Source organism: Pseudobutyrivibrio ruminis AD2017, assembly GCF_000424305.1.
Lineage (GTDB): Bacteria > Bacillota > Clostridia > Lachnospirales > Lachnospiraceae > Pseudobutyrivibrio > Pseudobutyrivibrio ruminis_B.
In genome coordinates, this window is sequence record NZ_AUJQ01000011.1 from 16208 (window position 1) to 41456 (window position 25249).

The 25249-nt window shown below is 39.4% G+C and carries 17 protein-coding genes and 1 riboswitch; of the genes, 1 reads left to right on the forward strand and 16 read right to left on the reverse strand.

The annotated features are described in order from the left end of the window. Nucleotides 1-21 precede the first annotated feature (21 nt). The 6 genes from G611_RS0108720 to G611_RS0108745 form a co-directional block, all read right to left on the reverse strand. Nucleotides 22-387, reverse strand: coding sequence for a GntR family transcriptional regulator (locus tag G611_RS0108720; protein ID WP_028243296.1), 366 nt, complete (start codon nt 385-387; stop codon nt 22-24). Between the two features lie 89 nt (nt 388-476). Next, complete coding sequence (locus G611_RS0108725; RefSeq protein WP_028243297.1) at nt 477-1214, reverse strand: nucleoside/nucleotide kinase family protein; 738 nt, start codon at nt 1212-1214, stop codon at nt 477-479. A 10-nt stretch (nt 1215-1224) separates the two neighbouring features. Next, nucleotides 1225-3399 carry a transglutaminase domain-containing protein gene (locus G611_RS0108730; RefSeq protein ID WP_196801557.1) on the reverse strand — a complete coding sequence of 725 codons (2175 nt, stop codon included), beginning with the start codon at nt 3397-3399 and terminating at the stop codon, nt 1225-1227. After that, on the reverse strand, nt 3326-4396 hold the full coding sequence (locus tag G611_RS0108735) for a DUF58 domain-containing protein (protein ID WP_051195181.1): 1071 nt from the start codon (nt 4394-4396) through the stop codon (nt 3326-3328). Before G611_RS0108735 ends, G611_RS0108730 begins: the two co-directional genes overlap by 74 nt. Next, the gene (locus tag G611_RS0108740) at nt 4377-5315 is read right to left on the reverse strand and encodes an AAA family ATPase (RefSeq protein ID WP_028243300.1); all 939 of its coding nucleotides are present in this window, start codon (nt 5313-5315) and stop codon (nt 4377-4379) included. The genes G611_RS0108735 and G611_RS0108740 overlap by 20 nt, the downstream gene beginning before the upstream one ends. Before the next feature lie 147 nt (nt 5316-5462). After that, a complete protein-coding gene (locus G611_RS0108745) occupies nt 5463-7145 on the reverse strand; it encodes a phospho-sugar mutase (protein WP_028243301.1) in 1683 nt (560 codons plus the stop codon). A gap of 75 nt (nt 7146-7220) precedes the next feature. Between G611_RS0108745 and G611_RS15905 the strand changes: the two genes are divergently transcribed. Beyond that, nucleotides 7221-7367, forward strand: coding sequence for a hypothetical protein (locus G611_RS15905; RefSeq protein WP_207636292.1), 147 nt, complete (start codon nt 7221-7223; stop codon nt 7365-7367). Between the two features lie 204 nt (nt 7368-7571). Here G611_RS15905 and G611_RS0108750 read toward each other — a convergent pair whose 3' ends face one another. The 10 genes from G611_RS0108750 to G611_RS0108795 form a co-directional block, all read right to left on the reverse strand. Continuing rightward, complete coding sequence (locus G611_RS0108750) at nt 7572-8867, reverse strand: bifunctional folylpolyglutamate synthase/dihydrofolate synthase (RefSeq protein WP_051195182.1); 1296 nt, start codon at nt 8865-8867, stop codon at nt 7572-7574. Beyond that, complete coding sequence (locus G611_RS0108755; RefSeq protein ID WP_028243303.1) at nt 8864-9382, reverse strand: folate family ECF transporter S component; 519 nt, start codon at nt 9380-9382, stop codon at nt 8864-8866. The genes G611_RS0108750 and G611_RS0108755 overlap by 4 nt, the downstream gene beginning before the upstream one ends. A 68-nt stretch (nt 9383-9450) precedes the next feature. Next, nucleotides 9451-9547: riboswitch (THF riboswitch) on the reverse strand. A gap of 142 nt (nt 9548-9689) precedes the next feature. Beyond that, a complete protein-coding gene (locus tag G611_RS15370) occupies nt 9690-15641 on the reverse strand; it encodes a DUF5695 domain-containing protein (protein ID WP_051195183.1) in 5952 nt (1983 codons plus the stop codon). A 30-nt stretch (nt 15642-15671) separates the two neighbouring features. Further along, nucleotides 15672-17624 (reverse strand): glycoside hydrolase family 127 protein, encoded by a 1953-nt coding sequence (locus G611_RS0108765; protein ID WP_028243304.1) that lies wholly within the window; start codon nt 17622-17624, stop codon nt 15672-15674. Nucleotides 17625-17633: 9 nt separating this feature from the next. Next, a complete protein-coding gene (locus G611_RS0108770; protein WP_028243305.1) occupies nt 17634-18467 on the reverse strand; it encodes a carbohydrate ABC transporter permease in 834 nt (277 codons plus the stop codon). A 1-nt stretch (nt 18468) separates the two neighbouring features. Further along, nucleotides 18469-19383 carry a carbohydrate ABC transporter permease gene (locus tag G611_RS0108775; protein WP_330362040.1) on the reverse strand — a complete coding sequence of 305 codons (915 nt, stop codon included), beginning with the start codon at nt 19381-19383 and terminating at the stop codon, nt 18469-18471. A gap of 66 nt (nt 19384-19449) precedes the next feature. After that, entirely contained in the window at nt 19450-20721 is a 1272-nt protein-coding gene (locus tag G611_RS0108780; RefSeq protein ID WP_028243307.1) for an extracellular solute-binding protein, read from the reverse strand. 132 nt (nt 20722-20853) lie between these two features. Next, a complete protein-coding gene (locus G611_RS0108785) occupies nt 20854-22056 on the reverse strand; it encodes a sugar ABC transporter substrate-binding protein (RefSeq protein WP_028243308.1) in 1203 nt (400 codons plus the stop codon). After that, nucleotides 22053-23540, reverse strand: a complete 1488-nt coding sequence (locus G611_RS0108790; protein ID WP_028243309.1) for a response regulator transcription factor — start codon at nt 23538-23540, stop codon at nt 22053-22055. The genes G611_RS0108785 and G611_RS0108790 overlap by 4 nt, the downstream gene beginning before the upstream one ends. A 1-nt stretch (nt 23541) precedes the next feature. After that, nucleotides 23542-25212, reverse strand: coding sequence for a sensor histidine kinase (locus G611_RS0108795; RefSeq protein ID WP_196801558.1), 1671 nt, complete (start codon nt 25210-25212; stop codon nt 23542-23544). Between the last annotated feature and the right edge of the window lie 37 nt (nt 25213-25249).

Genomic DNA, 25249 nt, shown 5'->3' on the forward strand with positions numbered 1-25249 from the left:
CCTCCTCGCCGCCTCAGAAGGCTAATCTGTTGTTTCGTCTATCAATCTCTTAAGATCAGACTTACTAAGTCCTATTAACTCTGCCTCACTGATTATCTTTTTTAAATATGTCTCCTTGAATTTTTTCTTTCGAGACTCCATTACCTTTTCTTTTGCTCCTGCCTGTACAAACATTCCTATACCTCTCTTTTTGTATAAAATGCCTTCATCTACCAAAATATTTATTCCCTTTGCAGCCGTTGCAGGATTAATCTTATAAAACTTTGATAGCTCTGTAGTGCTAGGCACTTGCTCTTCCTCATTAATAATATCCCTTAAAATTTCGTCCTCTATCATCTCACTTATTTGCAGATAGATTGATTTATCTTCCCCTAAGTTATCTAACACGAGCTCACCTCCTTTGGTTGAGTGGTTAATTACTTGTGTAATTAACCATAGCACCTATTATATACGTTGTCAATACCTTTCTTTTATATTTATATTACATTTTCAATTTCGCCGTCACTATTAATCCTAAGATTCAAATCGGCCTTCTTTGAGCCATGCAGCACTTCTATCGCGTTTCGCATATCGGATTTTTCTACAAATTCCTTGGCCTGCTCCAACGGGGTATTTTTTGCCTTTCGCTCTATAAGCCGACTACGTAACATATTTTCATCTGCTGATATAAAGATGGTGTAATCTGCATAAGCAGACAAGTCACGCCATCCCTCCTCATCTAACAACAGATAATTTCCCTCGAGCAGAACAATATCCGATGTTACCTGCAGGGCATTCTCTACGGGATTATGCAAATTTCTATCGTATGTAGGCCAGCCACAGATAGCGCCGCTAGCTACCAGACTGATTCTATCTTCAAGCGCCCTCAAATCAAATGTGATAGGTGCGCCCTTTATTTCTACCATCTTTATGGTCTTGCCATCTCGCACTGTTTCGTGGCTGAGTAGATAGTCCTGGTAATGATGAAATCCATCCATGCCGATGGTTTGGATTTCCTTGACCCCATCTGTGGTTTTAGATAAATGCTCCAAGAAATCTAACAAGGTGCTTTTACCTGCCCCCGGTGGTGCTGCTAACATGACTAAAATTCTGCGGCCCTTTTCCTGCTGCATTTTTGTTAATCGATGCAAGAGTGGGATAAAGATTTTTTCAATATTTTCTTCACTGTAATGTGCCTTTATATCATAGCCATTAATACATGCGCTGTACTCCATTACTCTCTCCTTAGTCATTTCCATAAACTATCTTATAGTATAAATCAAAGAGCTTTTTAATTTCATCTCTTTCTTCCTCAGGAGCCAGATTTAGATAATCTGACAGTAACCCTCTGTCCCTAAACTCATCCCCTGATTCCTTGATTAGTCTAGCCTTTGTTGTTGCTACATCTATCTTTATCTTCTTTTCTGGGGATGCCAGTTTATAAATGATTCGCCTTAGCAGGATTGCTCCCACCCAAATAATCAGGATAAGCAAGGCGATACTAAGCAGCACAATTCCAATTATTTTTAACAGCTGCACCCCATCGTTTTGATAGTCAACCTTAGCTTCGTCGGACTCTGGAATATCGGGAAGCTTTGATATTTCATTCAGTTTTTCTGTATCAGATTTTTCACCTGCTGCCTCGCCTCTATGCCAGTTGTAATCGGCTGCCGTAGTGTATGCGCTGGTAGGTTCAAATGGGAGCCAGCCTACATTTTGGATATATGCCTCTGGCCAGACGTGGGCACAGTTGGCTTCCACCACATATTTTTCCTGAACTTCAAATGGGAAGCTATATCTATAGCCGTTCATGGCCCTTGCTGGTATTCCTGCTGCCCTAAGTAGCATCACCATGGATGATGTGTAGTGTACGCAGTATCCAGATTCAGTTTCAAACAGGAATCTATCTGCAATATCAGCCATGCCCGCAGGGGTACTCATGTCGGAATCCGGATTGTGTCCCCCCACCGCTTTGGTGCTGTAAGTATACTGACGAAGATACTGTTCTATCAGTCTGGCCTTGTCGTAATCATTATCAGCACCTGCTGAAATTTTTAATGCCAAATCCTTCATCCTGTCAGTGATACCATCTGTATCACCATAGCTTTTATACATATCAGACTGATGAACATAATTGTTATATTCAATCTGCGTCATCACATCTGGCAAATCCTGATTATAAAGAGTCAAATAATAATCGGTTGCCTCCTGATATGTCATAGGATTTCTGTCAACAAGCCCACCAGCTGGATTTTCAAAAAGTCCTACCAACGCTGGGCTGCCGTAATCTATATCCAAATACTTTGCCTTGATTTTGTAGCCTTTACGATGTCTGTTATTACATCGTCCTTCTTCTATAACGCCTTCTTCATTAGTAAGCACCAATGCTCCTTCAGGGGCAATTTCGTCAGCTGTATCAAGATAAACATATTCAACCTCCAGCTTGGAAATCTGAGAGAAGGTGGCTGCTTCCGCCCTTGTAATTCCATTATCCTTCAGAAACTGAAGCCAATCTACTAAGGCTTTTCCATCAACACCTTTTCCACCGGCCAGATAAAGCACTCGTCTCATCTTCATATTTTTGCCAGTTTCTGAATCCGTATATACGAAGTAAGGCCGTTCCACAGTTTCCAAAACAAGCTGTAGCTTATCTGAATTTGATATTCGTTTTCCTGTCACCTTGAAAGAGCCGTAGCCTGTGGTATATTCCTTGTCCCCAATTGTGGAACATAGATAATATGCCGTAGCATCTGCTGCATTTCCTAATACCCCTTCTATTTTGGACCAGTCAATGGGAGTTCGATTCATAGGGATAAACAGCAAAAAACATCCCATCAAAAGGAAGTAATGAAATGGAAATTCCCCTTCCTTTCTTCCCCATATAATCTTTTGAATCGTAGAAAAGGTAAGCACTGCAAGGGCCACAAATAACAGCTTGTCTAATAGCCTATCGCCCCAAAACGCACTCCAATTTATTCGCAGGAAAAATGCAACGCCATCAAGAATAAGGCTTCCAAACAATATCACCTTATCTCTACCTGGCATGTAATCAAAAATGATTCTTACAATCACTGCCAGGATTACAGCCATGGCGATATTGCCCCATTTACCATTAACCTTTAAAAGGAAAAACATTAACACTGCTGGAATCAGCGAGAACAGTGGAATAGCTTTATTTTCCACAATGCCATGAAATATGAACTCTAAAACTGCGTATAAGAAAAAAGATAAAATGAACGCAAAAACAAAGCTACTTCTATTAATGTCGTAGCCTTCCCCCTTTGCAATCAAAAAAATCTCCAGACAAATGGTGATTAACGCAAATACGAACAAATGAAGTTTTTTCTCAACCGCAAATAATGCAGCTGCTTTCTCCCTCATCAGGATTTTCTCTGATGATAATCCAGGTATCGCCTTCATTGACCTTTGACCTCCGCTCTGTCGCCAGCCTTCTGATTTCATTAACGGCTTTAGATGAGCCATAGAAAATACCATCCGCTACTATACTGTAAAACTCCATAAAGCTTTCCTTAGAATCCACGGTAGTTTCCTTAACATCCCCTGATGGATATATCAGTCGAACTGGAACTGATTGTTCGCCGAAATGCCAGGCTGCCGATACAACAAATTCTAAGAAAATATCTCTCTTCTTCAGATAGTCCAAATCCTCCCTGTTTTCAGGTGGATTAGCCGCCTCCATAAGAATGGTGACTGTTCTTTTTTCCATCTTATCCGGTGTCCTTACCATCAGATTTCCCTGTTTTGCGGACACCTTCCAGTTTATTGTATTTAAGCTATCCCCTTTAATATATGGTCTGATGTCACTGCCCGGTATATCCTCGAAAAGCCTGTTACTTTTTAATCCTGTATTATTGATAAGGTTTTCTATATCTAACACCTTTGTTGCAACATCGGTTATCTGTGGTCTTACAATTGCCCTGAAGTTATACTGAACATCCAATTCCACTGTATATAGGAAAAATGGGTCCGTCAGCGAAATCTTGTCTATTCCTATGTTGTAGGCACCTGCATATTTACAGGTGATTCCAGACATTAGCTCCTGCTTTTGATGACTGTCCAGCGAAAGCTTATGACCATTTTCTATGGCGTATAGATTACATCTATCATCCAAAGTAAAAATGCCCATTTGATGAACAGGAAATAATCCCACGTTTTCAAACAGCACTCTATATCTGTGCTCCTCTCCCTTGGTGAGCTTGTAAACCTCTATCTCCTGGAATATATTTAGAAATCTGTAATTTAGTAGGGTGTATAAAATAGAAACTGGAATCACAAGCAGCATTCCATAGAGCCATACAAAAGAAGCTGGCCCTCCATAATAGCTGGCAAAAATGACGCTAAGCACCAGCCCGATCAGATATGCAATTACTCCCCTTTTATGAATTTGAACATTCATTACATCTCACCTGTTCAAGAATCTTCCTTACCAGATACTCCTTAGTAGTACGACTAAGTCTTGCCTCGCTTGTAAGAATAATTCTGTGAGTCAATGTAAGTGTTGCAGCATTTGCTACGTCCTCAGGAATGCAGTAATCTCTGTCCGCCATGTATGCCAAAGCCTGAGCGCATCTAAGCATAGATAAAAGCGCTCTTGGTGAGGCACCGCAGGCTATCTCAGGATTATTCCTGGTGGCCTCTACTATTTCTACTGCATAGCATCTTAAGTTTTCTTTTATGGTTACAGCCTTAACCATTCTTCGCATTTCATTTATATCATCCGCCGTCAAAACAGGTGTTGTTTCCTGATGTAGCTGTCCTTCCAAAAATCTTTTTACCATATCCTCAGAGGCATCCTGATTAGGATAACCTACGCTAAGCTTAATCATAAAACGATCAAGCTGTGCCTCAGGAAGTGGATAGGTTCCAGCCATCTCCACTGGGTTTTGGGTACCTATTACCATAAAAGGCGATGGTACAGGAATATCATTTCCATCTATTGTAACCTGTTGCTCCTCCATTACCTGAAGCAGTGCAGATTGTGTTTTTGGGGAAGTACGATTGAGTTCATCAACAAGAACTATATTGCTGACAACGGGACCTGGCATCACCTGAAAGCTTTGGTCCTTAGAATTGAAAATAGAAACACCGGTAATATCCGATGGCATGGTATCTGGCGTACACTGAATACGGGCAAATGACAAGGCTACAGAATCTGCCAGCGCCTTGGCAAGTGAAGTCTTACCAACCCCTGGAACATCCTCCAATAGTACATGGCCTTCTGCCAAAAAAGCAGCTATCAGCTTATCAATTACATCTGACTTTCCAACAATACGCTGCTCTATTGCAGCCTTCAGCCTTGCAACCTTCTCGTTCATAATATCCCCCCATAATATGAATTATCACCTAAACCCTATGTTTTTATCATACTCATTTACGAGAAAGTGTTCAATATCTTTTGTTCAGTTTCCATCAAATGAAAAAACCGCTATCATGGTTTCCCATAATAGCGGTTTTTGTCATTTTTATTTAAATAGTGGCTTAAGTGCTTCTGCAAGCTTATCCTTCATAGCCTGTGCCTCAGCAAGATCCTTACCCTTTGTTGTGAAGTAAGTCTTAATCTTTGGCTCTGTACCTGAAGGACGAACAACAACTGTGCATCCATTCTCAAGACCATAGATAAGAACGTTTGCTGAAGGAAGTCCTGTCTCAGCTGTGTTCTTGTAATCTGTAACCTTTGTTACAGCGATGCCTGCGATATCCTTTGGTGGGTTCTCGCGAAGCTGGCTCATGATGCCTGCCATTGTATCCATACCTGAAAGGCCTGGGAATTCGAATGAATCTACCTTGTTAAGGTAACGGCCGTACTCAGCGTAAATCTCCTCAAGACGCTGCTTGATAGAGCTTCCGATGCTGCGGTAGTAAGCAGCCATCTCGCAGATAAGCATTGAACCGATAACCGCATCCTTATCACGTACGTAAGGACCAGCAAGATATCCGTAAGACTCCTCGAAACCGAAGATGAATCTATCTACTTCTCCATCAGCCTCAAGACCAGCAATCTGATCACCAATCCACTTAAAGCCTGTAAGAACTGAACGAAGCTCTACGCCGTAGTGCTCTGCAACTGCATCTGCAAGTGGTGTAGAAACGATTGACTTAACTGCTACAGGGTTCTTTGGCATTGTGCCCTTTTCGATACGTCCTGCTGCAATGTAATCAAGAAGAAGTACACCAACCTCGTTACCAGAAACAAGCTCATAGCTTCCGTCTGGACACTTCATAGCGATACCAACACGGTCTGCATCTGGGTCAGTAGCAAGCATTAAATCTGCGCCCTCCTTCTTAGCAAGCTCAAGGCCAAGCTCAAGTGCCTCGAAGATTTCTGGGTTTGGATAGCTACATGTTGTAAAGTATCCGTTTGGATATTCCTGCTCAGGAACGATTGTGATATCTGTAATACCAATATCGTTAAGAACACGTGTAACTGGAACTAAACCAGAACCGTTAAGTGGGCTGTAAACAAGCTTAAGACCAGCTGTCTTGCAAAGACCTGGACGAACCTGACGCTCTTCGATTGCTGCGTAGAATGCGTTCTTGCAATCATCACCAACGAACTTGATAAGTCCCTTCTCAACACCCTCAGCAAAAGACATAACTTTTGCACCTGTGAGGACATCTGTCTTCTGAATCTCAGCATATACGATAGCTGCTGCATCATCTGTCATCTGGCATCCGTCTGGACCGTAAGCCTTGTATCCATTATATTTAGCAGGGTTGTGTGAAGCTGTAACCATGATACCTGCATTACAATTATAGTATCTAGTAGCAAATGAAAGTGCTGGAACTGGCATAAGTGCATCATAAATACGAACATTGATACCGTTAGCTGCAAGAACACCAGCAGCTGCCTTAGCAAAAACATCGCTCTTGATACGGCTATCGTAGCTGATAGCAACTGTCTGGTTGCCGCCCTGTGTCTTAACCCAGTTTGCAAGTCCCTGTGTAGCCTGACGTACTACATATACGTTCATTCTGTTAGTACCTGCACCGAGGACACCACGAAGACCAGCAGTACCAAAAGCAAGTGCTACTGCAAATCTGTCCTTAATCTCGTCATCGTTACCCTCAATCTTTGCAAGCTCAGGCTTTAAATCTGGATCATCTAAATCCGCTGCTAACCAGCGCTTATAATCATCATTGTACATAATATTCATCTCCTTGTTTTCAACTTAAAACTCTTTTAATTTTAAGTTTTCTGGTTAGGCATGTCAACCTAAGTAATGTTAATTATTTTTTTATATCTAATTGGGGCGGGCACAGCGCCTGAATTTACCACTGTAAATCAGATTCTTGCAAATACAGTGGTAATTTCTGAGTATCTTTACCACTGTAAAACAGATTCTTCTATATTCAGTGGTAATTTCTAAGAATCTTTACCACTGTAAATCGGCTTCTTCCATATTCAGTGGTAATTTCTTGGAATCTTTACCACTGTAAAATAGATTCTTCTATATTCAGTGGTAATTTCTTGGAATCTTTACCACTGTAAATCGGCTTCTTCCATATTCAGTGGTAATTTCTTAGTATCTTTACCACTGTAAAACAGATTCTTCTATTTTCAGTGGTAAAGCCTAGGCTTTTGATTCATTACTTATTTGAGATATTAGATATAGTGAACCTGCAATACACACTACATCTGCTTTTTCCTTGATGCAATCAAGTGTTATATCAGCACCGAGTACGACTGCATCCACGCCTCTTGCGCTTATCATCTCTGCCAGCTTCTCTGGTGGCATGGTACGAGGATTTGGGACGGCTACAGTATAGCACTTATCTGCAATAGGAAGCAGTGTGTCTAGGATGATGTCCACTTCCTTATCCGCAAGGATGCCAAGTACAAATGTAATCTTCTTGTCTGGGAAGTATTCTTCTAAAGACTGACGAAGAACTGTTGCGCCTTGTCTGTTATGGCCTCCGTCTATGATTACCGGTGGATTATCGGAAAGCAGTGTAAACCTTCCAAACCACTTCGTATTTGCGATACCTTCTACTATAGCTTCTTCACTAATTGGATAACCTAGGGCGAACAGCGTTCTTGCTGCTGCAATAGCTAAAGCTGCATTGTCAACCTGATAGGTACCGAGCATAGTAGTGAAATACTCTTTACCATCTGCCGTCATAAACCTCTGTCCATGAATATCCCTAGTGATTACCTTAGATGATTGGACGAATTCTATAGGAACATCTTCAAATGACCTACAGACTTTCCTTAAAACCTGTTCAACCTCTGGCTCCTGCACAGCACTTACTACTGTAGTTCCAGACTTTATTATACCGGCTTTCTCAGTAGCAATCTCCGTAAGTGTGTTTCCAAGAATAGTCATGTGGTCGTAGCTGATAGAAGTGATAACCGATACAAGTGGTGCAGGGATTACATTAGTAGTGTCCATCCTGCCACCCATGCTCACTTCTAGCAGCACCAGCTCACAGTCCATCTTAATAAAATAAATGAAGGCCATTACCGTCAGGAATTCATATTCGCTAACAAAAATTCCTTCATCTGACAACTCATCATAAGAAGGCTTAACCTGAGAAAACACCTCTGCAAAATCTTCATCAGAAATATCAATGCCGTTCACCCTAAACATTTCGTTATAGCGATATAAAAATGGTGAAGTAAAGGCACCCGTAACAACGGATGCCTCATTTAAAATATTAGCCAAATATGTAGTGGTGGAACCCTTGCCATTGGTTCCTGCTATATGAACATATTTAAGTTTATCCTGAGGCCTGTTAAGCTTTTCTAGAAGTGCCAGCTCCGCATCCAGCGAAAACATATTCTTTCCACTGCTGCCATCCTTTGGCGGCATGAAATGTGGCATACTCTTGAAAAAATTCACTGCCTCATCATAGCTATATTTCATCATACTGCTAATCTCTTTATTCCTACCTTTTCAAGTGAATTAAGAACTGCATACATAAGCACGGTGTACACAGGAATCATGATAAGTTCCTTAGGAAGACGTGTAACGATTGCTGCAAGATAGCCGTTCTTTAGATAAAGAAGGCTGAGCCAGTAGCTGTTCATGACTACGCCTACAATAAAGGTGTGTACTACCTGGGCTGCAAAAATTCTAGGCAATGTACACTTCTTACCGTGAAGCATTAATCCAAAAATGATTCCACTTACTATTCCACTGATAGTAAAGCCTGGGAAAAATGGGCCTGTAGGCTTAACCAAATATCCTCCGATATCTGTGATGGCGCCTACTACACCTGCAACGCCTGGTCCAAACAGCATACCTGCTAATGCGATTGGCAGGGAACCAAATCTGATTTCAATCAGCTGATTGATTGGTAGCTTAAAGAAGCCCAGCACAATGCCGATGGCTGTAAGCATAGCTGCAAGTGTAAGTGTTCTTGTGTTCATAAGTTTTTTCATAAAAAATACACCTCCTTTGCAGTTTCCTTTTCCTACAATGAAGGTGTATATAGCTTACCTTACTATGTAGCAGCGGGATGCGAATTTAAAACCGCGGTAACATCCTTCGTCCATCTGCCAACTCCCTGTGCAAACGGCACTTAACGCTTTAAATTCTACTCTGCATTTGTCTTGTTTTTTGTTTCGCCTACAGTATAAGATTAGCCACCATATAATGCAATAGCTAAAAACAATTTTTGCTATAAAATAAATTTATCCCTCTGAAAAAGACCTATTTGGCATTTATCACCAAATAGGTCTTTCTATATTACTTATTGCCCTTTTTCAATGCTTTTGTAAAAACTACATATCCGCCACTTACAAGAATTAGTGCCAGTGCAATGAGTATTAATATCAGAATTGCATTACTATCTTTTTTCTCGCCTGTAGTAGGTGTTTCTTCATCAGATATGATTTCTTCTGATTGCTCATTATTCTTTTCTAATGTGTTCTCAGCTGAATCTTCCAATGTAGAATCTTCACTATTTTCTAATTTCTCATCTACACTGCTTTCAGCTTCGGACTTTTGCTTAGAGCTATTAGCTGCCTTTACCTTATCAGTTGTTTTAGCAACTTTATTGTTTCCAGCAGTAGGTGCCTTAGGACTATCAATTCCTGTGATGTCCTTTGCTGGGCTTACAACTTTGTTTACTACATGACTAACTGCTGCGGTACCTGTGCTTCCACCTTGCGATGGCTTGAAAGGATTAACTGGATTAATGATAGGCTCCTTTGTTTTGGCTTCTTTTATCTTGCCCTTTGTCAATTCATCTGTAAGCTTAACATATCCGCAGAAGCCGCCTGCCATGTCAATAAAGCTTACTCCATCCACTGCTGCAAATACAGGATTTGGATTGTAGCTGTAGTTTGAATCATATCCAGTATTATTGATATCCTTTACTAATCTAGCTTTCTTGTCTAATGATTTTTCAGTGAAATCATATTCACAAAGCTTTTCTGGAAGCGCCTCAGCCTTTGCCACTTTAATCTTGATATCATCAGATGATGAAAGTTCTCCATCTGAGACTGTAAGTGTAAGTACATAGTTACCAACTTGATTAAAGCTTACATCAGTGATTGCCTGATTATCCTTGTCGATAGCTACTGCCGCATTATCTGGCTTGCTCTTTACTGTCCACTTGTATTCTAATGAAGAATTAGGATATCCATCGTCAATAGCTGATGCTCTTAGTCTTGTAGTTGCAACAGCTCCTAAAAGTAAGTTTGTTCCTGTAGCTTCTTCTAATTCTGTCAGCTTTTCCTCTGGCACTACTTCATCTGTTGTAACTTTCAGGTTAGAATCCTCTGCTGTGACAGATTCAACTTCATCTGTGTTTTCCTCTGTTGTTTCAGCATCTTTTTCAGTAGCTTCTTCGATATCAGAGTCTTTCTCTTCTTTCTTTTCTTCTGACTCCACATCCTTTTCTAGCAATTCTTCCACATCTTCCTTTTCTAGCTCTTCAAGCTCTTCTTCCACTGGCTCACCACCAAGGACAGCCCATTCAATTACACCAACGCCTGAATTATTTGCTTCCTTTTTATTTAACTGAATTCTCAATCCATCAGTCATAACAGGCTTGAAGGATGTAACATTATATTTATCAGCTTCTAGACCATAGCCTGATGCATCCTTTACTTCTTTCCAATCATCACCGTCCTTGTAACTAATGGTGTAATTCTTAGGGAATTGAATTCCCACTACTTCCTCAGAATCATTATCCTTCCAGAAGTAAATAGCCGATTTGCTAATGCTTATCTTTTTATCCCAGGTGTATGTAATGGTCTCGTATTCTGATGTGTTACCCCATGAGCCATAAGCACCAGTTGCTGGCTTTTCCATTGATGCAGATGATGACACTCCATCATTAACTGCACCTAATGTTTCCCAGCTAGAAACATAGCTTGTGGAAACTGAAGCATCTAAAGCCAAATTTATATCCATATCAAGCGCGGCAATGGCATCGTTAAGTCTGTCGGCCATCTCATCTAATTCTTTTTGAGACACACCCATCTTTGCAACCAATTCCTTAGCCTCTGCCAAAACAGATTTCATATCAGAATATCCTGATTTAACAAAGAATGGATCAACCTTTTCAGCTCTTGAAATAGCACTATTTAATCCAGACTTATCAACAGCGCCTTCCTTAAATCCATATACTTTCCACTCAATTACGCCACAGGCTAATGTCTTAGGATTAAGAGTCATTCTAAGTGCTGTTGTTTGAATAGGTTTGATAGTTGTAGTGTTGTATTTATCAAGTTCTGTTCCAAGACCTTCTACTATATCGCATTCCTTCCACTGTCCGCCTTCAAGATACTCCAGCTTTACAGCTGCAGGTGAGAAGTTTCCTCCATTATCTTTGAAATAGTATGCATCCTGGCCGGTAATAATAACCTCATCATCCCAGGTGTACATTACCCATGCTGGTGCGCCCTGAGCGCCTCCTAACCAGTTGTGCCATACTCCATGGGATGTATCATTTGAAGCTGATGGGTCATAACCATCATTTAAACCAGCTACACCACCTAAATCCTGTGGAGTGTTTACGATAGCGCTAGGTGTTGCGTAAGCTGCAAGATTTACCTCTTTTCCATCAACTACAACAACATTAGCTTTGGCCTTAACAGTAGATTTATCTACTGAACCTTCTACAATAAACACGCCCTTAGCACCATAAGATTCTGCAGATACTTCATCCCATTTCACTTCCACATTTCTATATACGCCATCTGAATACAGGGCGCTAACTTCTTTCGGAAGTTTAGGTGCTTCGTTTATCTTAGTTACAACTGCTGCATCCTTTATAGATACAATTTCTCTATCTGCCAAATCTCCAAAAAGCTTTGAAACCTCTTCTTCATTAAATGCTTTTGAATACATACTAAAGCCTTTAATTTTTCCATTTAAGAAGCTAATAGATTCCTCGTGAGAGCGTCCCAGATAGTTTCTTTGAGCCTCTCCTAAATCTGAAAATACAAAGCCTGAATCTAATGTAGCAATCTTATCTCCATCAAGGTAAGCAGCAATATTTCCATTATCATTTGTTAATACTAATTTCTTATCATATTCTGGTGCTATCGCATATACGGTATCCACTGTTTTCAGCTTCTTTGATTTCATGTCAGTAGCAGCGATGCTTAACTGATTATTTCCCTTGAAGCTTACATATAAGTAGTTTTCATCTAAATCGCCAAATTCGATAAGTCTTGTTCCATTCTCCTGATTTGCAGAAAGATTGAAGTCAATGACTATTGTAGCCTCATCTATTCCATCTACTTCTGGAAGATATGTTTCAATATCATTGCCTGCATCTACAATTGGAGCTGTGTTTTTTGCAGCTGCTCCAATCTTAAATTCAACTTCTGATGTATCTTTCTTTCCAAGAGGAACTGACACTGTCACAGTCTGATTCTTAGCTGCCTTAAATGTTCCATGAGCTTTACCATCAACCAGGATTGTGTAGCTGCCATCTGCAAGTCCTGTTAAATCAATGCTTGTATTATGCGCTGTTTTTTCAAGATTTGTTACAGTAAGCTTTACATCACTGCAATCCTTAGCAATTATCGCATTTACGTATCTGTCCCTATCTAGCTCTACATAGCAACCATCATCGATTAGGTTTAATCTGGTGTTCAATCCATCAAGTGGTTTTATAGAATAACTATCTCCATTATCAACCACATTACAGCCGTATCCAAATAAACCAAACACTGGATCTGTAGCAACATCTGCAGATAAAATCTGAAGTGCTCCAAAGAGACCCAAATCTGCTTCACCAGCCATCTGTCTCCAGCCGTTGTGAATCTTTCCACCTCCAGTTCCCTGTCCACCTAGATTTCCCATTTCACTTTGATAAGTCCAGGCAACTGTCCCTATATTCTCAGGGTCAGCATCTATCTGACCTGAATTGATGCATGTGAGGTTTGCCAGCTTTGCTGCGTAATTAACCCTCTCTGCTTCAGCCGATTCAATAGAATTTAATCCATTATTTTCAAGTCGCAAATAATCATCCATGCAATATCCTGCAAGTGCTGCTGTATACTGGAAGTTCCACCAGCTTTCGCCACAGATAGTGGTAGGATTAGCGTAGTGATACCACACTGGCTGAAGTCCTCTACATGCCCTTGTTTTCAAATCAATCTTTTGCATCATGCTTAGGGCATTAGCTTCATCACTTCCAAGATTTAGCTTAGCAAGAGTATATACAGCTTCCTCACCAGTATTGTCATAAGAATACTCTGAGCCATAAGGATACTTGGTGCTAGAGAAATTCTTATACTTTCTTGCCATAATATCTTCAATCTCAGCAGCCTCATCGGTATATCCTTCTGCCTTTAAAGAGGCGATAATGTCAGGTGTAGTAAGCTCTCCCATTACACCTGTTGACCAGTTATAATACACCCCGTCTGTATAAAGAGCCTTCATTATGTTATATGCTCTAAGTAGATAGGTATCCTTATCTTCAATGTACTCTACAATGTCAGGATATTTGCTGGCAATCTTGTACATTGAATAGTAGGTGTTGTAGATGTGAGGATATGCATAGCCTCTGTATGTAGGTGTATCATTTGGTTCCTTCATTTGGAAATCGTGGATAAGATAATCCTCCTGATGCTCCTGCATAAGTCCATGCCATATTGCTGTATCCAGGTATTCATCAATAGCAGTAATTTCCCTTTCTACTGGGATGTAAACATTCTTTTCAGCAATATATTCACCGTGGGTTAATCCCCAATCATCGCCCCAGCCCCAATATCCATTGAAAACACCGCGCTTTGATTTGGTATCCATCATCCAATCGTCAAATACCTTATCATAAAGCTCGCCTTCAGCATCCCACTGGGTCTTATCTACCATAAACTGTGAATGAGTATTCAATGCATTGCTGACATCATCCATAATGTAGAATTGCAGCTCAGTTTCCTTTGTTCCATTATCATAGGAAACAACTACATCGTTTTGTCCTAAATCATCAAAGGCTATATCGTATATATGATATTGTTCGCCGTCTATAAGTTTTGTGGATTCGTATTTTGCATAAGTACCAGCTTCGCTTTTTTCGCATGGAAGATTATTGCTGACACTATTCTTATTGTCCTCAAATAGATTCAACTCATGAGGACATTTGATACTTACCTTCAAATCCTTAGCATCATACTTTGTATGAAGATACATTTTTGCTGGCATGTTTTTAGCAAAGGTCATACCTGGAACTACCACAGCATCTACAAGTCCCTCGTCATACAAGGTAGACTTCATATCATCTTCATTATCAACAGGACTAAAATCAAAGGAATATTTCTTTGACTCGCCCTTCTTTAGCTTTAATGATGTGTTATCAAGATAACCACGATTAGTTTTTTTGATAACATCTGAATGGATGTAGAAAACATTCAGGCCACTTGCCCATCCATCCTGATCCTGACACCAGGATTTTTCATTGGCGCTTCTTTCCTCCGTACGCCAATGGTCCTGATATTCAAAACTGGCATCAGTGGCATCATCCGGAGTAAAAAGTACAAACTGGCCTTGTCCACTTGGTCTGGTTGCATAGATATAAGATGAATTTTTTCCCACAAAGCTGTGGTCTACAACTCTTGTCTCGTAGATTTCATCTCCACCTGACCAATACTCATTAAACGTAATAGGAAGTCCTAAATCCCCTACGGTAAGGACATCTTCACTTTTATTTTCTATTTCGATGTCCCACTTTATCCTGTCATTAACAAGAGTATAGGTTTCCTTAACCTGATAGCCTTTTATTCCTTTAGCTTCAGTTGCATTCCCGCCGTATGTAACTATTACCTTGTTATCTTTAAGTTCGATGGTTCTATCCGAGTCAGACTGGCTTGTGTATCCTTCCCTATATTCACCATCAGAAAATTTAGTTGCAAGCATCAGCTCACCCATCCATTGGTGGGTGCTGCTAGCCCCCTGAGACGGAGCATTTTCTTCGTTCATCACATAGTTTGTAGGATATTTATCTCCCACTATATACAGCTTTCTAATCTGGCCGTATTTTCCTATGTTTACAGAGAAATAATCATTGGATAATGTATAGCTTCCATCTGCTTCCTCTGTCGTCTTTGTTTGACTTGTTGCCTTATCTTCCTTAGCCAACACATCAATTGTCCCCATACTACCTGGCAAAGTTGTAAATGCTGTAATTGTAGCCAGTGCAAGCGACAGAACCTTCTTCTTCATTCTCGTGTTTGACATTTGTCCCCCTTAATTCTCCTTTCTACTACATTAAAACTTCTCCTTCATCCAAACTAACATTTCTTCGTTTTTCTTTCTGTTTCCCCAATAACAATAAGGAACCGCAGTCAGTCTCACCTCCTCAAATTTATTTTCAAGCTCACCATATAATGTACTAGAATCCCAGCCTTCTTCCTTTAGGCGATAACCATCAAAGCTGATTCTAGTGGTGCCTCCTAAAATGCTATTATCAAACTCTTCCTCAAATTTAGTTTTTGAAGATACAAAGGTGCATGCCAGGTTTTCCCCATTATCAATTTCCTCTAGACAATACACTAATGGTCCTTTCATGATTGCAAGCTTTCCAACATCTGCTCTTACCTTTGGATTAGAGCGGATGAATCTTGCTTTCATATCAAATTCAAAATTTATATCCATGCTCGTGCCAGATAAGGTCACATTGATATAACCTTTGTCCTGTTTCATATCAAGTCCTGCCCCACTAACGCAGATTTTTGGATTCTTTGCATAATAAGGAATTCTAAGTGCAAGGGTTCCTACCATTTGTTCATCTGACTCTACATGAACTGATACTTTGCCATTCCAAGGTATTTCACTTTTGATATCCAGTCTGACTTTCTTGCCTGAAACTTCAGCCTTTATCTTAGATGAAACATACATATTCAAATAAATCTTATCGTCAGATGTGTATGCTATATACTGTCCCAAGGATGCAAGTGTTCTTGCTATGTTAGGTGGGCAGCAGGCCACGCCAAACCATTTCTGTCTCTCGCTTTTTACATGAAGTCTTGAAGTGTGGTCCATACATGCAGCTGGCCAAACTTCCAAAGGATTTACATAGAAAAAGCCTTTTCCATCCATAGCAATTCCCGACAATACTGTGTTATATAATGCTCTTTCTACCTCATCAAAATATGTGGCTTCCCCTGTGATTTCACCCATTCTTTTTCCAAACATAGCCAATCCGATGGATGCGCAACTCTCAGAATAATTACAATCATTCGGCAGATCATAATCGGTTGTAAATCTTTCCAACCAACCTGATGAGCCTATGCTGCCTGTTACATACATTCTTCTGTGAACCATATCATCCCAAAGCACCTTGCAGGCATCTAACAGTTCCTTATCATCTGTTTCTACAGCTACATCTGCCATAGCACTATACAAATAAGCTGCTCTAACAGCATGTCCCTCTGCAGTTTTTTGCTGTCTTACTGGAAGATGGGACTGACTGTAGCTAGGATCATAATTTATAAATTCTGGAAAGATTCTCTCAAAATCAGGTTGCTTTTCTTCATTAAGAAAATAATTATCTCCTACACCTCTGATATCAATAAAATGCTTTGCCAAATCAAGATACTTTTTAACACCTGTAGTTCTGTATAGCTTTACCAGTCCTACCTCCACCTCTGGATGTCCAGGGTATCCGTGGCATTTGCCCTCTTCCTTACCAAAAACATCACATAACAAATCCGCCAAGCGGCATACTACGTCTATAATTTTTCTTTTGCCTGTAGCTTCATAATAAGCAACTGCGGCTTCCATAAAATGTCCTGCAGTGTATAATTCATGGCCTTCACATAGATTCTTCCATTTTTTATCAGGTGCATTGATGATGAAATATGTATCAAGATATCCATCAGGCTGCTGCGCCTTTTCGATTAAATCTATAGCTTCGTCTGCCATAGCTTCCAGCTTTTCATCACAGCCATAGGCTGCCAGATAAAATCCAACAGCCTCTAACCATTTTGCAAGGTCCGTATCTTGGAAAACTGCTCCCTCAAATTTTCCATTTGATAAACCTGCCGCTATCTTAAAATTTTCAATGCAATGACTGGTTTCAACATCCTCTAACCTGTCATTTAAAACATCCCACTGATATGGAATGATTACTTTTCCTACTAAATCTCTGTACTTATTCCAAAACTCATCAGTGATTTTTATGTCACTGATTGGAATTGATGAATTTGCATTATATTTCATTTGTTCCCCCTATGCTTTTACTGCTCCGTTTGTAAGTCCACTAACAATATACTTCTGCATAAATATGAATATCAATACTATTGGGAAGATTGCCACAAGACCAAATGCCATTGTTGCATTCCAAAGTGTCTGATATTGCTGAACATAATTATAAATGTTTGATGTGATTGGTCTCATATTTGGATCAGTCATAAATGTGATTCCATAAATCAAATCGCCCCATGCATAAACAAATGAGAACACCGCTGCTACAATCACACCTGGCTTTGCAATCGGCAACATTATTTTAAAAAATGATGTTACCGGATTGCAGCCATCTATTGCCGCTGCCTCGTCTAGCTCCTTTGGTATAGAAAGGAAATAAGTACGAAGAATGATGATTGAGAAGGGAATTCCCAAAGTCGCATCTGCAAGGATTGGCGCTAAGTAATTATTTAATAATCCCACTTTTGAAAACATAATGTAAAGTGGTGTCAAAATAAGTGTAGATGGCAACATTTGCATCATTAAAAAAAACAGTATCAGCAGCTTTTTGGCATTAAATCTAAATCTTGCTAGTCCGTATGCTGCTGGTATAGATAATACTGTTGATATTACCATTGAAGAAAACGCTATTAAAAAGCTATTCTTAAAGCCCTTCATTGTTGCTGATGATTCAGAAAACTGGCTTTGGAAAGCTTCTAGTGTAAGTTTTTTAGGCCACATTGGTGTTGGAACCTGGAAGATTTCCACCTGAGTTTTAAGCGCTGTAACAATCATCCAATATAGAGGAAACATAAGAATAACGAATATCACCACTCCAATGATAAAGCTTATGGTGTTTTCTTTTCTTTCTCTTTTCATCCTACATTACCTCCTCTTCTGCATTTATTAGCTTGATGTAGAACATTCCTACTACAAATAGAATTAAAAATAGAATGTTTGCAGAAGCTGCGCCCTTACTGAATTCAAACTGTTCAAATGACAGCTTGTAAGCGTATGTTGAAGCCAATTCTGTTGCATTGATTGGTCCACCCTTAGTCATAACCCAAACTAAGTCAAATACTTTAAAGGTATATACGAAGCCAAGTGTTAAAACAGACATAATTGCTGGTTTAATCACTGGAATTGTTATCTTAAACAAAGTCTGAAGCTTATTGGCCCCATCGATTTTTGCACTTTCATAAATATCTGCTGGTACAGTTGTTAGACCTGTAAGCAGTAACATCATATTAAAAGGAATTCCAATCCAAATATTCGCAACTACAATAGCCACCATAGCAGTTGGGCCATTCAATAGCCAATCAACTGGTGTTTTAATAATATGCAATTGCATTAATAGCTGGTTTGCTATACCACCTGAGCTTGCAAAAATAAACTTAAATAAAAGACCTGCTACAGTAACTGGAAGCAACCAGGATATCATTGTTGCACCTCTGAAAAATGCTGATGCTGGGAACTTCTTACTAAATAATAATGCAAGTATAAATCCAATAATAAACTGGAAAAAGATTGAAGCTACAGTAAATATTAAAGTATTCAAAATAGCACGGCTCATTACAGAATTAGCGTCTGTAAATAACTCTACATAATTTGAAAGACCTATAAATTCCTGTGCCTCTGGTCTTGAAAAATTAAAGACATTAACATTCTTTAAACTAAGAATGATATTTGAAATTGTGGGATATCCAACAAAGATAAGCATATAGATTACTGCTGGAAGAGAAAACAAAAATCCCATTTTCCCTGGTCCATTCAACTTCTTTTTTCTAGAAATCATAACATCCCTCCAAAATAACTATTTCTAAAAATGGCGGGGAATTACTTCCCCGCCAAATGTTAATTCTTACTTAACGGCATCAACTGCTGCCTGTGTATCCTTTGCAGCCTGATCTGGCGACTTAGCAAGTGTAAGTACTTCCTGGAAACCAGTCTGAATTGCATTTGAATATGAAGGCCAAATTGGTGAAGGTCCTCTTGGAATAGAAGTTTCAAGCTGTGTAATGAACTCTGCCTGAATAGGATCATCTGTCCAATAGCTATCCTTAGCTGCCTCTGTCTTAGGTGGGAATGAACCATACTGCTTCATTGCATCTACCATAACATCTGTCTGATTGTAGTACTCAAGGAATGCCTTTGCTCCGTCCATATTATCCTTCTTAACAGCGCCCATGTTTTCACCACCAAGGATAGATGTAGCCTGGCCGCTTGAAGCATCCTTCTTAGGAAGAACAGTTACACCATAGTTCATATCAGGAGCATCTGCTTCGATACCTGGAATCTGCCATGGACCATTCTGCATCATAGCAATGTTGCCAGCCTTCCAGTTGTTGCAAACATCTGTCTGTGCCCAGTTTACACACTCCTTAGACCATGAACCATCGTTAATCATATCCTGCATAAGCTGATATGCATCCTTGCCACCTTCAATATCTGTGTATGAACCACCAGCTGTGTATAACCACTGTAGGCACTGGAATGTACCCTCGTCTGTTCCTATTGCTGCATTACCAAATCCTGTAACACCATAGTCTGTAAGCTTCTTAGCCATCTCATGGAATTCGTCCCATGTAGTGTTCTCATCTGGATAAGGAACTCCTGCATCATCAAGAATATCCTTGTTGTAGAAAAGAGCTGTACAGTTTGTTGCAAATGGAAGACCATAATGCTTGCCGTCCATCATTGTAGAATTCATTGGTCCTTCCAGATACTCTGACCAATCAATATCAGCATCTGAAATGTCACCAAACAAATCCATTGCTATAAATGATGCCATATCGCATCCATCAAGAATAACTACGTCTGGAAGCTCCCCTGATGCAATACCAAGTGTTAACTGCTTCTCATAATCAGCAAATGGTACATAGGTATGACTTGCTACGTATTCATCCTGTGATGAGTTAAATCCATTAATCAGGGATTCCATCATTTTCTTCTGAGCATCTGTCTCAAAGTAATCCCAAATAACTACCTCTTGCTTGTCCCCTGTCTGAGCTGTCTGTGTTCCTTCCCCTGAACCAGTTGCTTCTGTTCCACTTCCTGAACTGCCGCAGCCTACCATAAGTGACGCTGCCATTGCACCTGCTAATGCCATTGATACGGCTTTCTTAAATCTCATAAAAAACCTCCCTTCGAATACTTACCCCCGAGATACTTTGTATCTCCTTTGTTTATATAAGTATTCTAAGAGAGGTTTTGATTTTAAAAAATTCTAATAAATTAAAAAAGGTGGAAAAAATTCATCCAAATTTTAGTTCAAGGTTTTACCTGCTGCTTCATCTGGTGTTAATTCTCCTGTCACTACATCTGCAAAGCTCTTAGGTAATTGCTTTGATATTCTAGAATATCCCTCTATTCCTGTACGAGGGATTGCATAAGTCATTTGCTGACTAATAATTTCCAGCTTAGGATTATCCACTATTATCTCATTTGCAGATTTTATTCTGGATGGAAGTAGATTTGCATCGCTGCAGAATCTTTCCGTTCCGCCCTTTTCCATGCAATATTTTATAAACTCAATGGATCCTTCTACATTTTTACCTTTGATTATTCCTAAGTTTTCTCCGCCTAGTATTACTGCATTTCTTTTATTCATAGGCATAGGTGAAAGGCCATAGCTAATTCCTGCTTCATCTAGCATCGGAAAAACCCATGGTCCATTTTCCATCATAGCTATATCCCCTTCTATAAATCTTCTTGCAATATCTGTTTGGCTGTAGTTAAGACAATCCGCCGGCATACAGCCATCTTTTATAAGTCCTGCTAAATAATCATAGGATTCACTGAGTGCTTCCCTGGTAAGCTGTGTATCAGAATCAGAGGCAGCCATCACCCATGACAATAACTGAAATGAGCCTTGCTCAGAATCCATGGCACTCATCAAAAATCCATAGGTACCATCCTTTGATAATAGCTTTGCTGTTTCACTAAGCTCATCCCAGGTTTTAGGTGGTGTAACCCCTGCCTCTTTTAACAAATCACTTCGATATATCAAACAAACATTGTTGCTGTTAAACGGAACTCCGTAGTATTTATCATTGTATTTGATAGTATCTACAGATGCCTCATAATAATCTGTATCTAGATTAAGGGTACTGGCATACTCAGATATGTCTTCAAACATATCCAGCTGAATGAATTTTTTCATATCAGGATTATCAATAATTACCACATCAGGAAGCTCTTGTTCTGTATATGCCCTGGAGATTTTCTTGTCAAATTCTGTCATTGGAACATACTCCCATGACACCTGATATTTATCCTGGCTTTTGTTAAAGCTGGCTGTTAACTTATCCAGCCCATTAGCCTGTGCTTCTGTTTCATAGTAAGACCATATCAACAATTGTTCTTTTTCATCAGGTGTGTTTTCCACATCAGAAGTACTTCTTCCACAGGCTGTATTTGTAATTGCAATGCACATAGCCAGTGTTATTAGTTTCAGACCTTTTTTCATCTTTCTCTAAACTCCTTAGGTGAGACGCCTTCTATATCCTTAAATACTCTATTAAAGTATTTGGTATCTGTAAAACCTACCTGTTCTGCAATCTCGTATATCTTCAGATTGCTACCTGTAAGCAACCGCTTAGCATGGCTGACACGAAACTCATTAACAAATGCAGAAAAATTTTTGTTCATTTCCCTATGAAAAAGCGTACTCAAATATTCTGGGGTTATAGACAAATAATCTGCTACCTCTTCCTGGGAAATCTTGTTAGCATAGTTCTCTCTGATGTAGGCTATTGCCTTTAGTATAGTATAATTGTGAATATCATCACGGGTAGCTTCACCAGCAAACACTACTGCTGCCGCCTCGTCCAAGCATTCCTTTATTTCAGATAACAGCTTTGCCCTTGATATCTTTTCTACTGTATCTAATTCCCTAAGCTGCCTGCCTTTATCAGGCCATATTTTAATGGCAAGCTGCGAAATAAACCCTGCAAAGCTTTGATATGCACTTCTTACAGAATATGGATCGTAGGCTTTTCCTATGAATCCCTTGGCAAAGCCATCACTCCATTTTTGCCAGCCTTCCTCATCATTATTCACAAGTATTTTTTCTATTTCTTTTTCTGTATCTTTACTATATTTGTAATCCGTATATACGATATCCGTGTTACCCTCTATTACAATTCTGGTATCTAACATTTCCCCATACAAAAATTTCTTATCTGATTTAAGAGCAATATCTTTTAAGTCCTTCAAACCAGACAAGCTTGCCATATACCATACCGAATCCTTTAGGCAATCAACAACATCTATTCTGCGGTCAAGCATGGCTACTATTTCCTCGTCAGATGAATACTTACCGGTAGACTTATCATAAAGCATGAACAAATCCTTATTATCTTCAGATACATACAAGCCCTTATATTCCTTAAACTTTTCCATAACGGTAGTCTTGTCAAAGCATCCGCTTGTGCTATATCCTCTTAAAAAGCATAATTCATATCCTTTTGATAATTCAAAAATCCGCTCAGCCTTACCTATGTTTTCATCATTGTTTTCAAGGGCTCCAGAAACTATTGCTCTAATGTAAGATGCAGGATCAGCGTCTATTCTAGTGGCCTCTGCACTAATCTTGGCAGAGATGGATTTTAGCACCCCGTCTACCGCATCCACGGTAATCGGCTTAAGCAAATAATCATCAGCTCCGCAGGTGATAGCACGCTTGGCATAATCAAACTCGGCATAGCCTGTAAGTATTACGCTATGGCATTTTATCTGGCGATTTTTTATTTCTTCTAACATCTGTAGTCCATCCATCTCTGGCATTTTAATATCAGTGAATACCAAATCAGGATGAAGGCTTTCTATGGTTTCCAATCCCTCTCTACCGTTTTTCGCCTTGGCAATTACTTCATGTTCTTCATAGCTGGATAAAAGCCTTGATAGACCATTTCTTATTTTTATTTCATCTTCCACAATAACAATATTCATACTACTCACACTCGCTCATTGGTATATAAAGAGTTATTTCGGTTCCTATTTTTTCAACACTATTTATATTCCAGTGAGCCATTCCTCCATAATACATTACAAGCCTAGAAAAAGCGTTTCTAAGACCTAACCCTACCTTTTCCATATCATCATCGCTCATTACCGCTTCCCTATCGTTCATCTTATTTAGCAGCTCTTCACCAAATCCATTACCGTTATCAGCAATACTAATCTGTAAAAAATTATTATCCTCTGACACATCCATGTTTATTGAAAGTATGCCCCCCTCTTCTATCCCTTCAAATCCATGGATAATTGCATTTTCAACAAATGGCTGAATTAAAAGCTTATGTATATACAGTCGTTTTAACTCTGGCTGAATATTTATTTCATATCTGAAGGCGCCCTCATATCTTATCTGCTGTAAATCCAGATATCTTTTTAAGAAATCACATTCAGCTTCAATAGGCGTTTTTTCCTCTACTTTACTAACCGAATGCCTTAATATAAGTCCAAGATTGCTTAACGCTTTGCTTATATCATTTTCGCCATGTTCTATTGCCATCCAATTAATGGTATCAAGAGTGTTATACAAGAAATGGGGATTAATCTGAGCCTCCAAAGCCTTTAGTTCTGCATGACGTTGTCTATCCTTTGCAGATGATATTTGCTGCAATAATTCCTTCACTCTAGCTGTCATTATGTTAAAGTTCTTGGATATTGTTCCAAACTCATCATTGCTGTTTATTGATATACGCTTATCCAAATCACCCGATTGAACTGTCTGCATTCCCTCTACTATTGTATTTACAGATTTATTGAAGGTTCTTGTGGTGTAAATAATAATCACTGCTACTGCTGTTATGATGATAGCGCTTATTAACACTGTTATTATTTGAATCCTTCTGACATCCTTCAACATCTCATCTGTATCATAGGCATTTACGAAAGTCCATCCAGTAGATTCATCCTTGTATTCATTGATTCCAATATTATGGCTACTCTGCAAATATCCACTTTCTCGTACAAAGGCTTCTAAGTTTTCCCCAGTGCTCATTGCTACATAAGCTTCACTAGGATATGAGATTACCTTGCCATTGTCGTCCAAGATGAAGTTGATACCTGTCTTACTTTCTTCCGATGAATTGCAAATACTGTTAAGCATCTTTTCATCAATCGTCATTATGACTGTTGCTATGCTACCCTTTTCCAACTGATCAAAGTTATATAGTCGTTTTGATATATGAAAATAGTATTTTTTCACTCCATTCTCATCAAACTTCATACTAGGAGTAATGACCATCCCAGATTTGCTTTCCGCATCCAGGTATGGTGGCGCTATTCTCATATCTTTAAAACGATTCCATATATTATACATAGATGAATCTGTAGCAAAATCGTATGTTACCGACTCCCCATTCTTACACACCAGGCTGATAGAACGCACTCCTTCTACCACACTTGTGTATCTATGAAGCAACTCTCTAATATCGCTTTTTGCCGCCGCCCGTCTTGTAGGGGTACCGTTCATCAGAATCATTACCTGGTCGATAACATTCTCATCCACATATATTTGATACATTAAATTGGTATAGTTCTCTAAGCTGAGATTTGTTCTCTCTGAAATCTGGATTAAATCACTTTGGATGATTTCATCCACTTGAGAAGTCATAGTTTTCCTGACACTAGTAAAATGAAATACCTGTAAA

What these genes read in the sequence shown, in the direction of transcription:
- G611_RS0108725 (WP_028243297.1), bottom strand. Translation starts at nt 1,214, where the DNA reads ATGGAGTACAGCGCATGTATTAATGGCTATGATATAAAGGCACATTAC.
- G611_RS0108730 (WP_196801557.1), bottom strand. Translation starts at nt 3,399, where the DNA reads ATGAAGGCGATACCTGGATTATCATCAGAGAAAATCCTGATGAGGGAG.
- G611_RS0108735 (WP_051195181.1), bottom strand. Translation starts at nt 4,396, where the DNA reads ATGAATGTTCAAATTCATAAAAGGGGAGTAATTGCATATCTGATCGGG.
- G611_RS0108740 (WP_028243300.1), bottom strand. Translation starts at nt 5,315, where the DNA reads ATGAACGAGAAGGTTGCAAGGCTGAAGGCTGCAATAGAGCAGCGTATT.
- G611_RS0108745 (WP_028243301.1), bottom strand. Translation starts at nt 7,145, where the DNA reads ATGTACAATGATGATTATAAGCGCTGGTTAGCAGCGGATTTAGATGAT.
- G611_RS15905 (WP_207636292.1), top strand. Translation starts at nt 7,221, where the DNA reads ATGTTAATTATTTTTTTATATCTAATTGGGGCGGGCACAGCGCCTGAA.
- G611_RS0108750 (WP_051195182.1), bottom strand. Translation starts at nt 8,867, where the DNA reads ATGATGAAATATAGCTATGATGAGGCAGTGAATTTTTTCAAGAGTATG.
- G611_RS0108755 (WP_028243303.1), bottom strand. Translation starts at nt 9,382, where the DNA reads ATGAAAAAACTTATGAACACAAGAACACTTACACTTGCAGCTATGCTT.
- G611_RS15370 (WP_051195183.1), bottom strand. Translation starts at nt 15,641, where the DNA reads ATGTCAAACACGAGAATGAAGAAGAAGGTTCTGTCGCTTGCACTGGCT.
- G611_RS0108765 (WP_028243304.1), bottom strand. Translation starts at nt 17,624, where the DNA reads ATGAAATATAATGCAAATTCATCAATTCCAATCAGTGACATAAAAATC.
- G611_RS0108770 (WP_028243305.1), bottom strand. Translation starts at nt 18,467, where the DNA reads ATGAAAAGAGAAAGAAAAGAAAACACCATAAGCTTTATCATTGGAGTG.
- G611_RS0108775 (WP_330362040.1), bottom strand. Translation starts at nt 19,383, where the DNA reads ATGATTTCTAGAAAAAAGAAGTTGAATGGACCAGGGAAAATGGGATTT.
- G611_RS0108780 (WP_028243307.1), bottom strand. Translation starts at nt 20,721, where the DNA reads ATGAGATTTAAGAAAGCCGTATCAATGGCATTAGCAGGTGCAATGGCA.
- G611_RS0108785 (WP_028243308.1), bottom strand. Translation starts at nt 22,056, where the DNA reads ATGAAAAAAGGTCTGAAACTAATAACACTGGCTATGTGCATTGCAATT.
- G611_RS0108790 (WP_028243309.1), bottom strand. Translation starts at nt 23,540, where the DNA reads ATGAATATTGTTATTGTGGAAGATGAAATAAAAATAAGAAATGGTCTA.
- G611_RS0108795 (WP_196801558.1), bottom strand. Translation starts at nt 25,212, where the DNA reads ATGACTTCTCAAGTGGATGAAATCATCCAAAGTGATTTAATCCAGATT.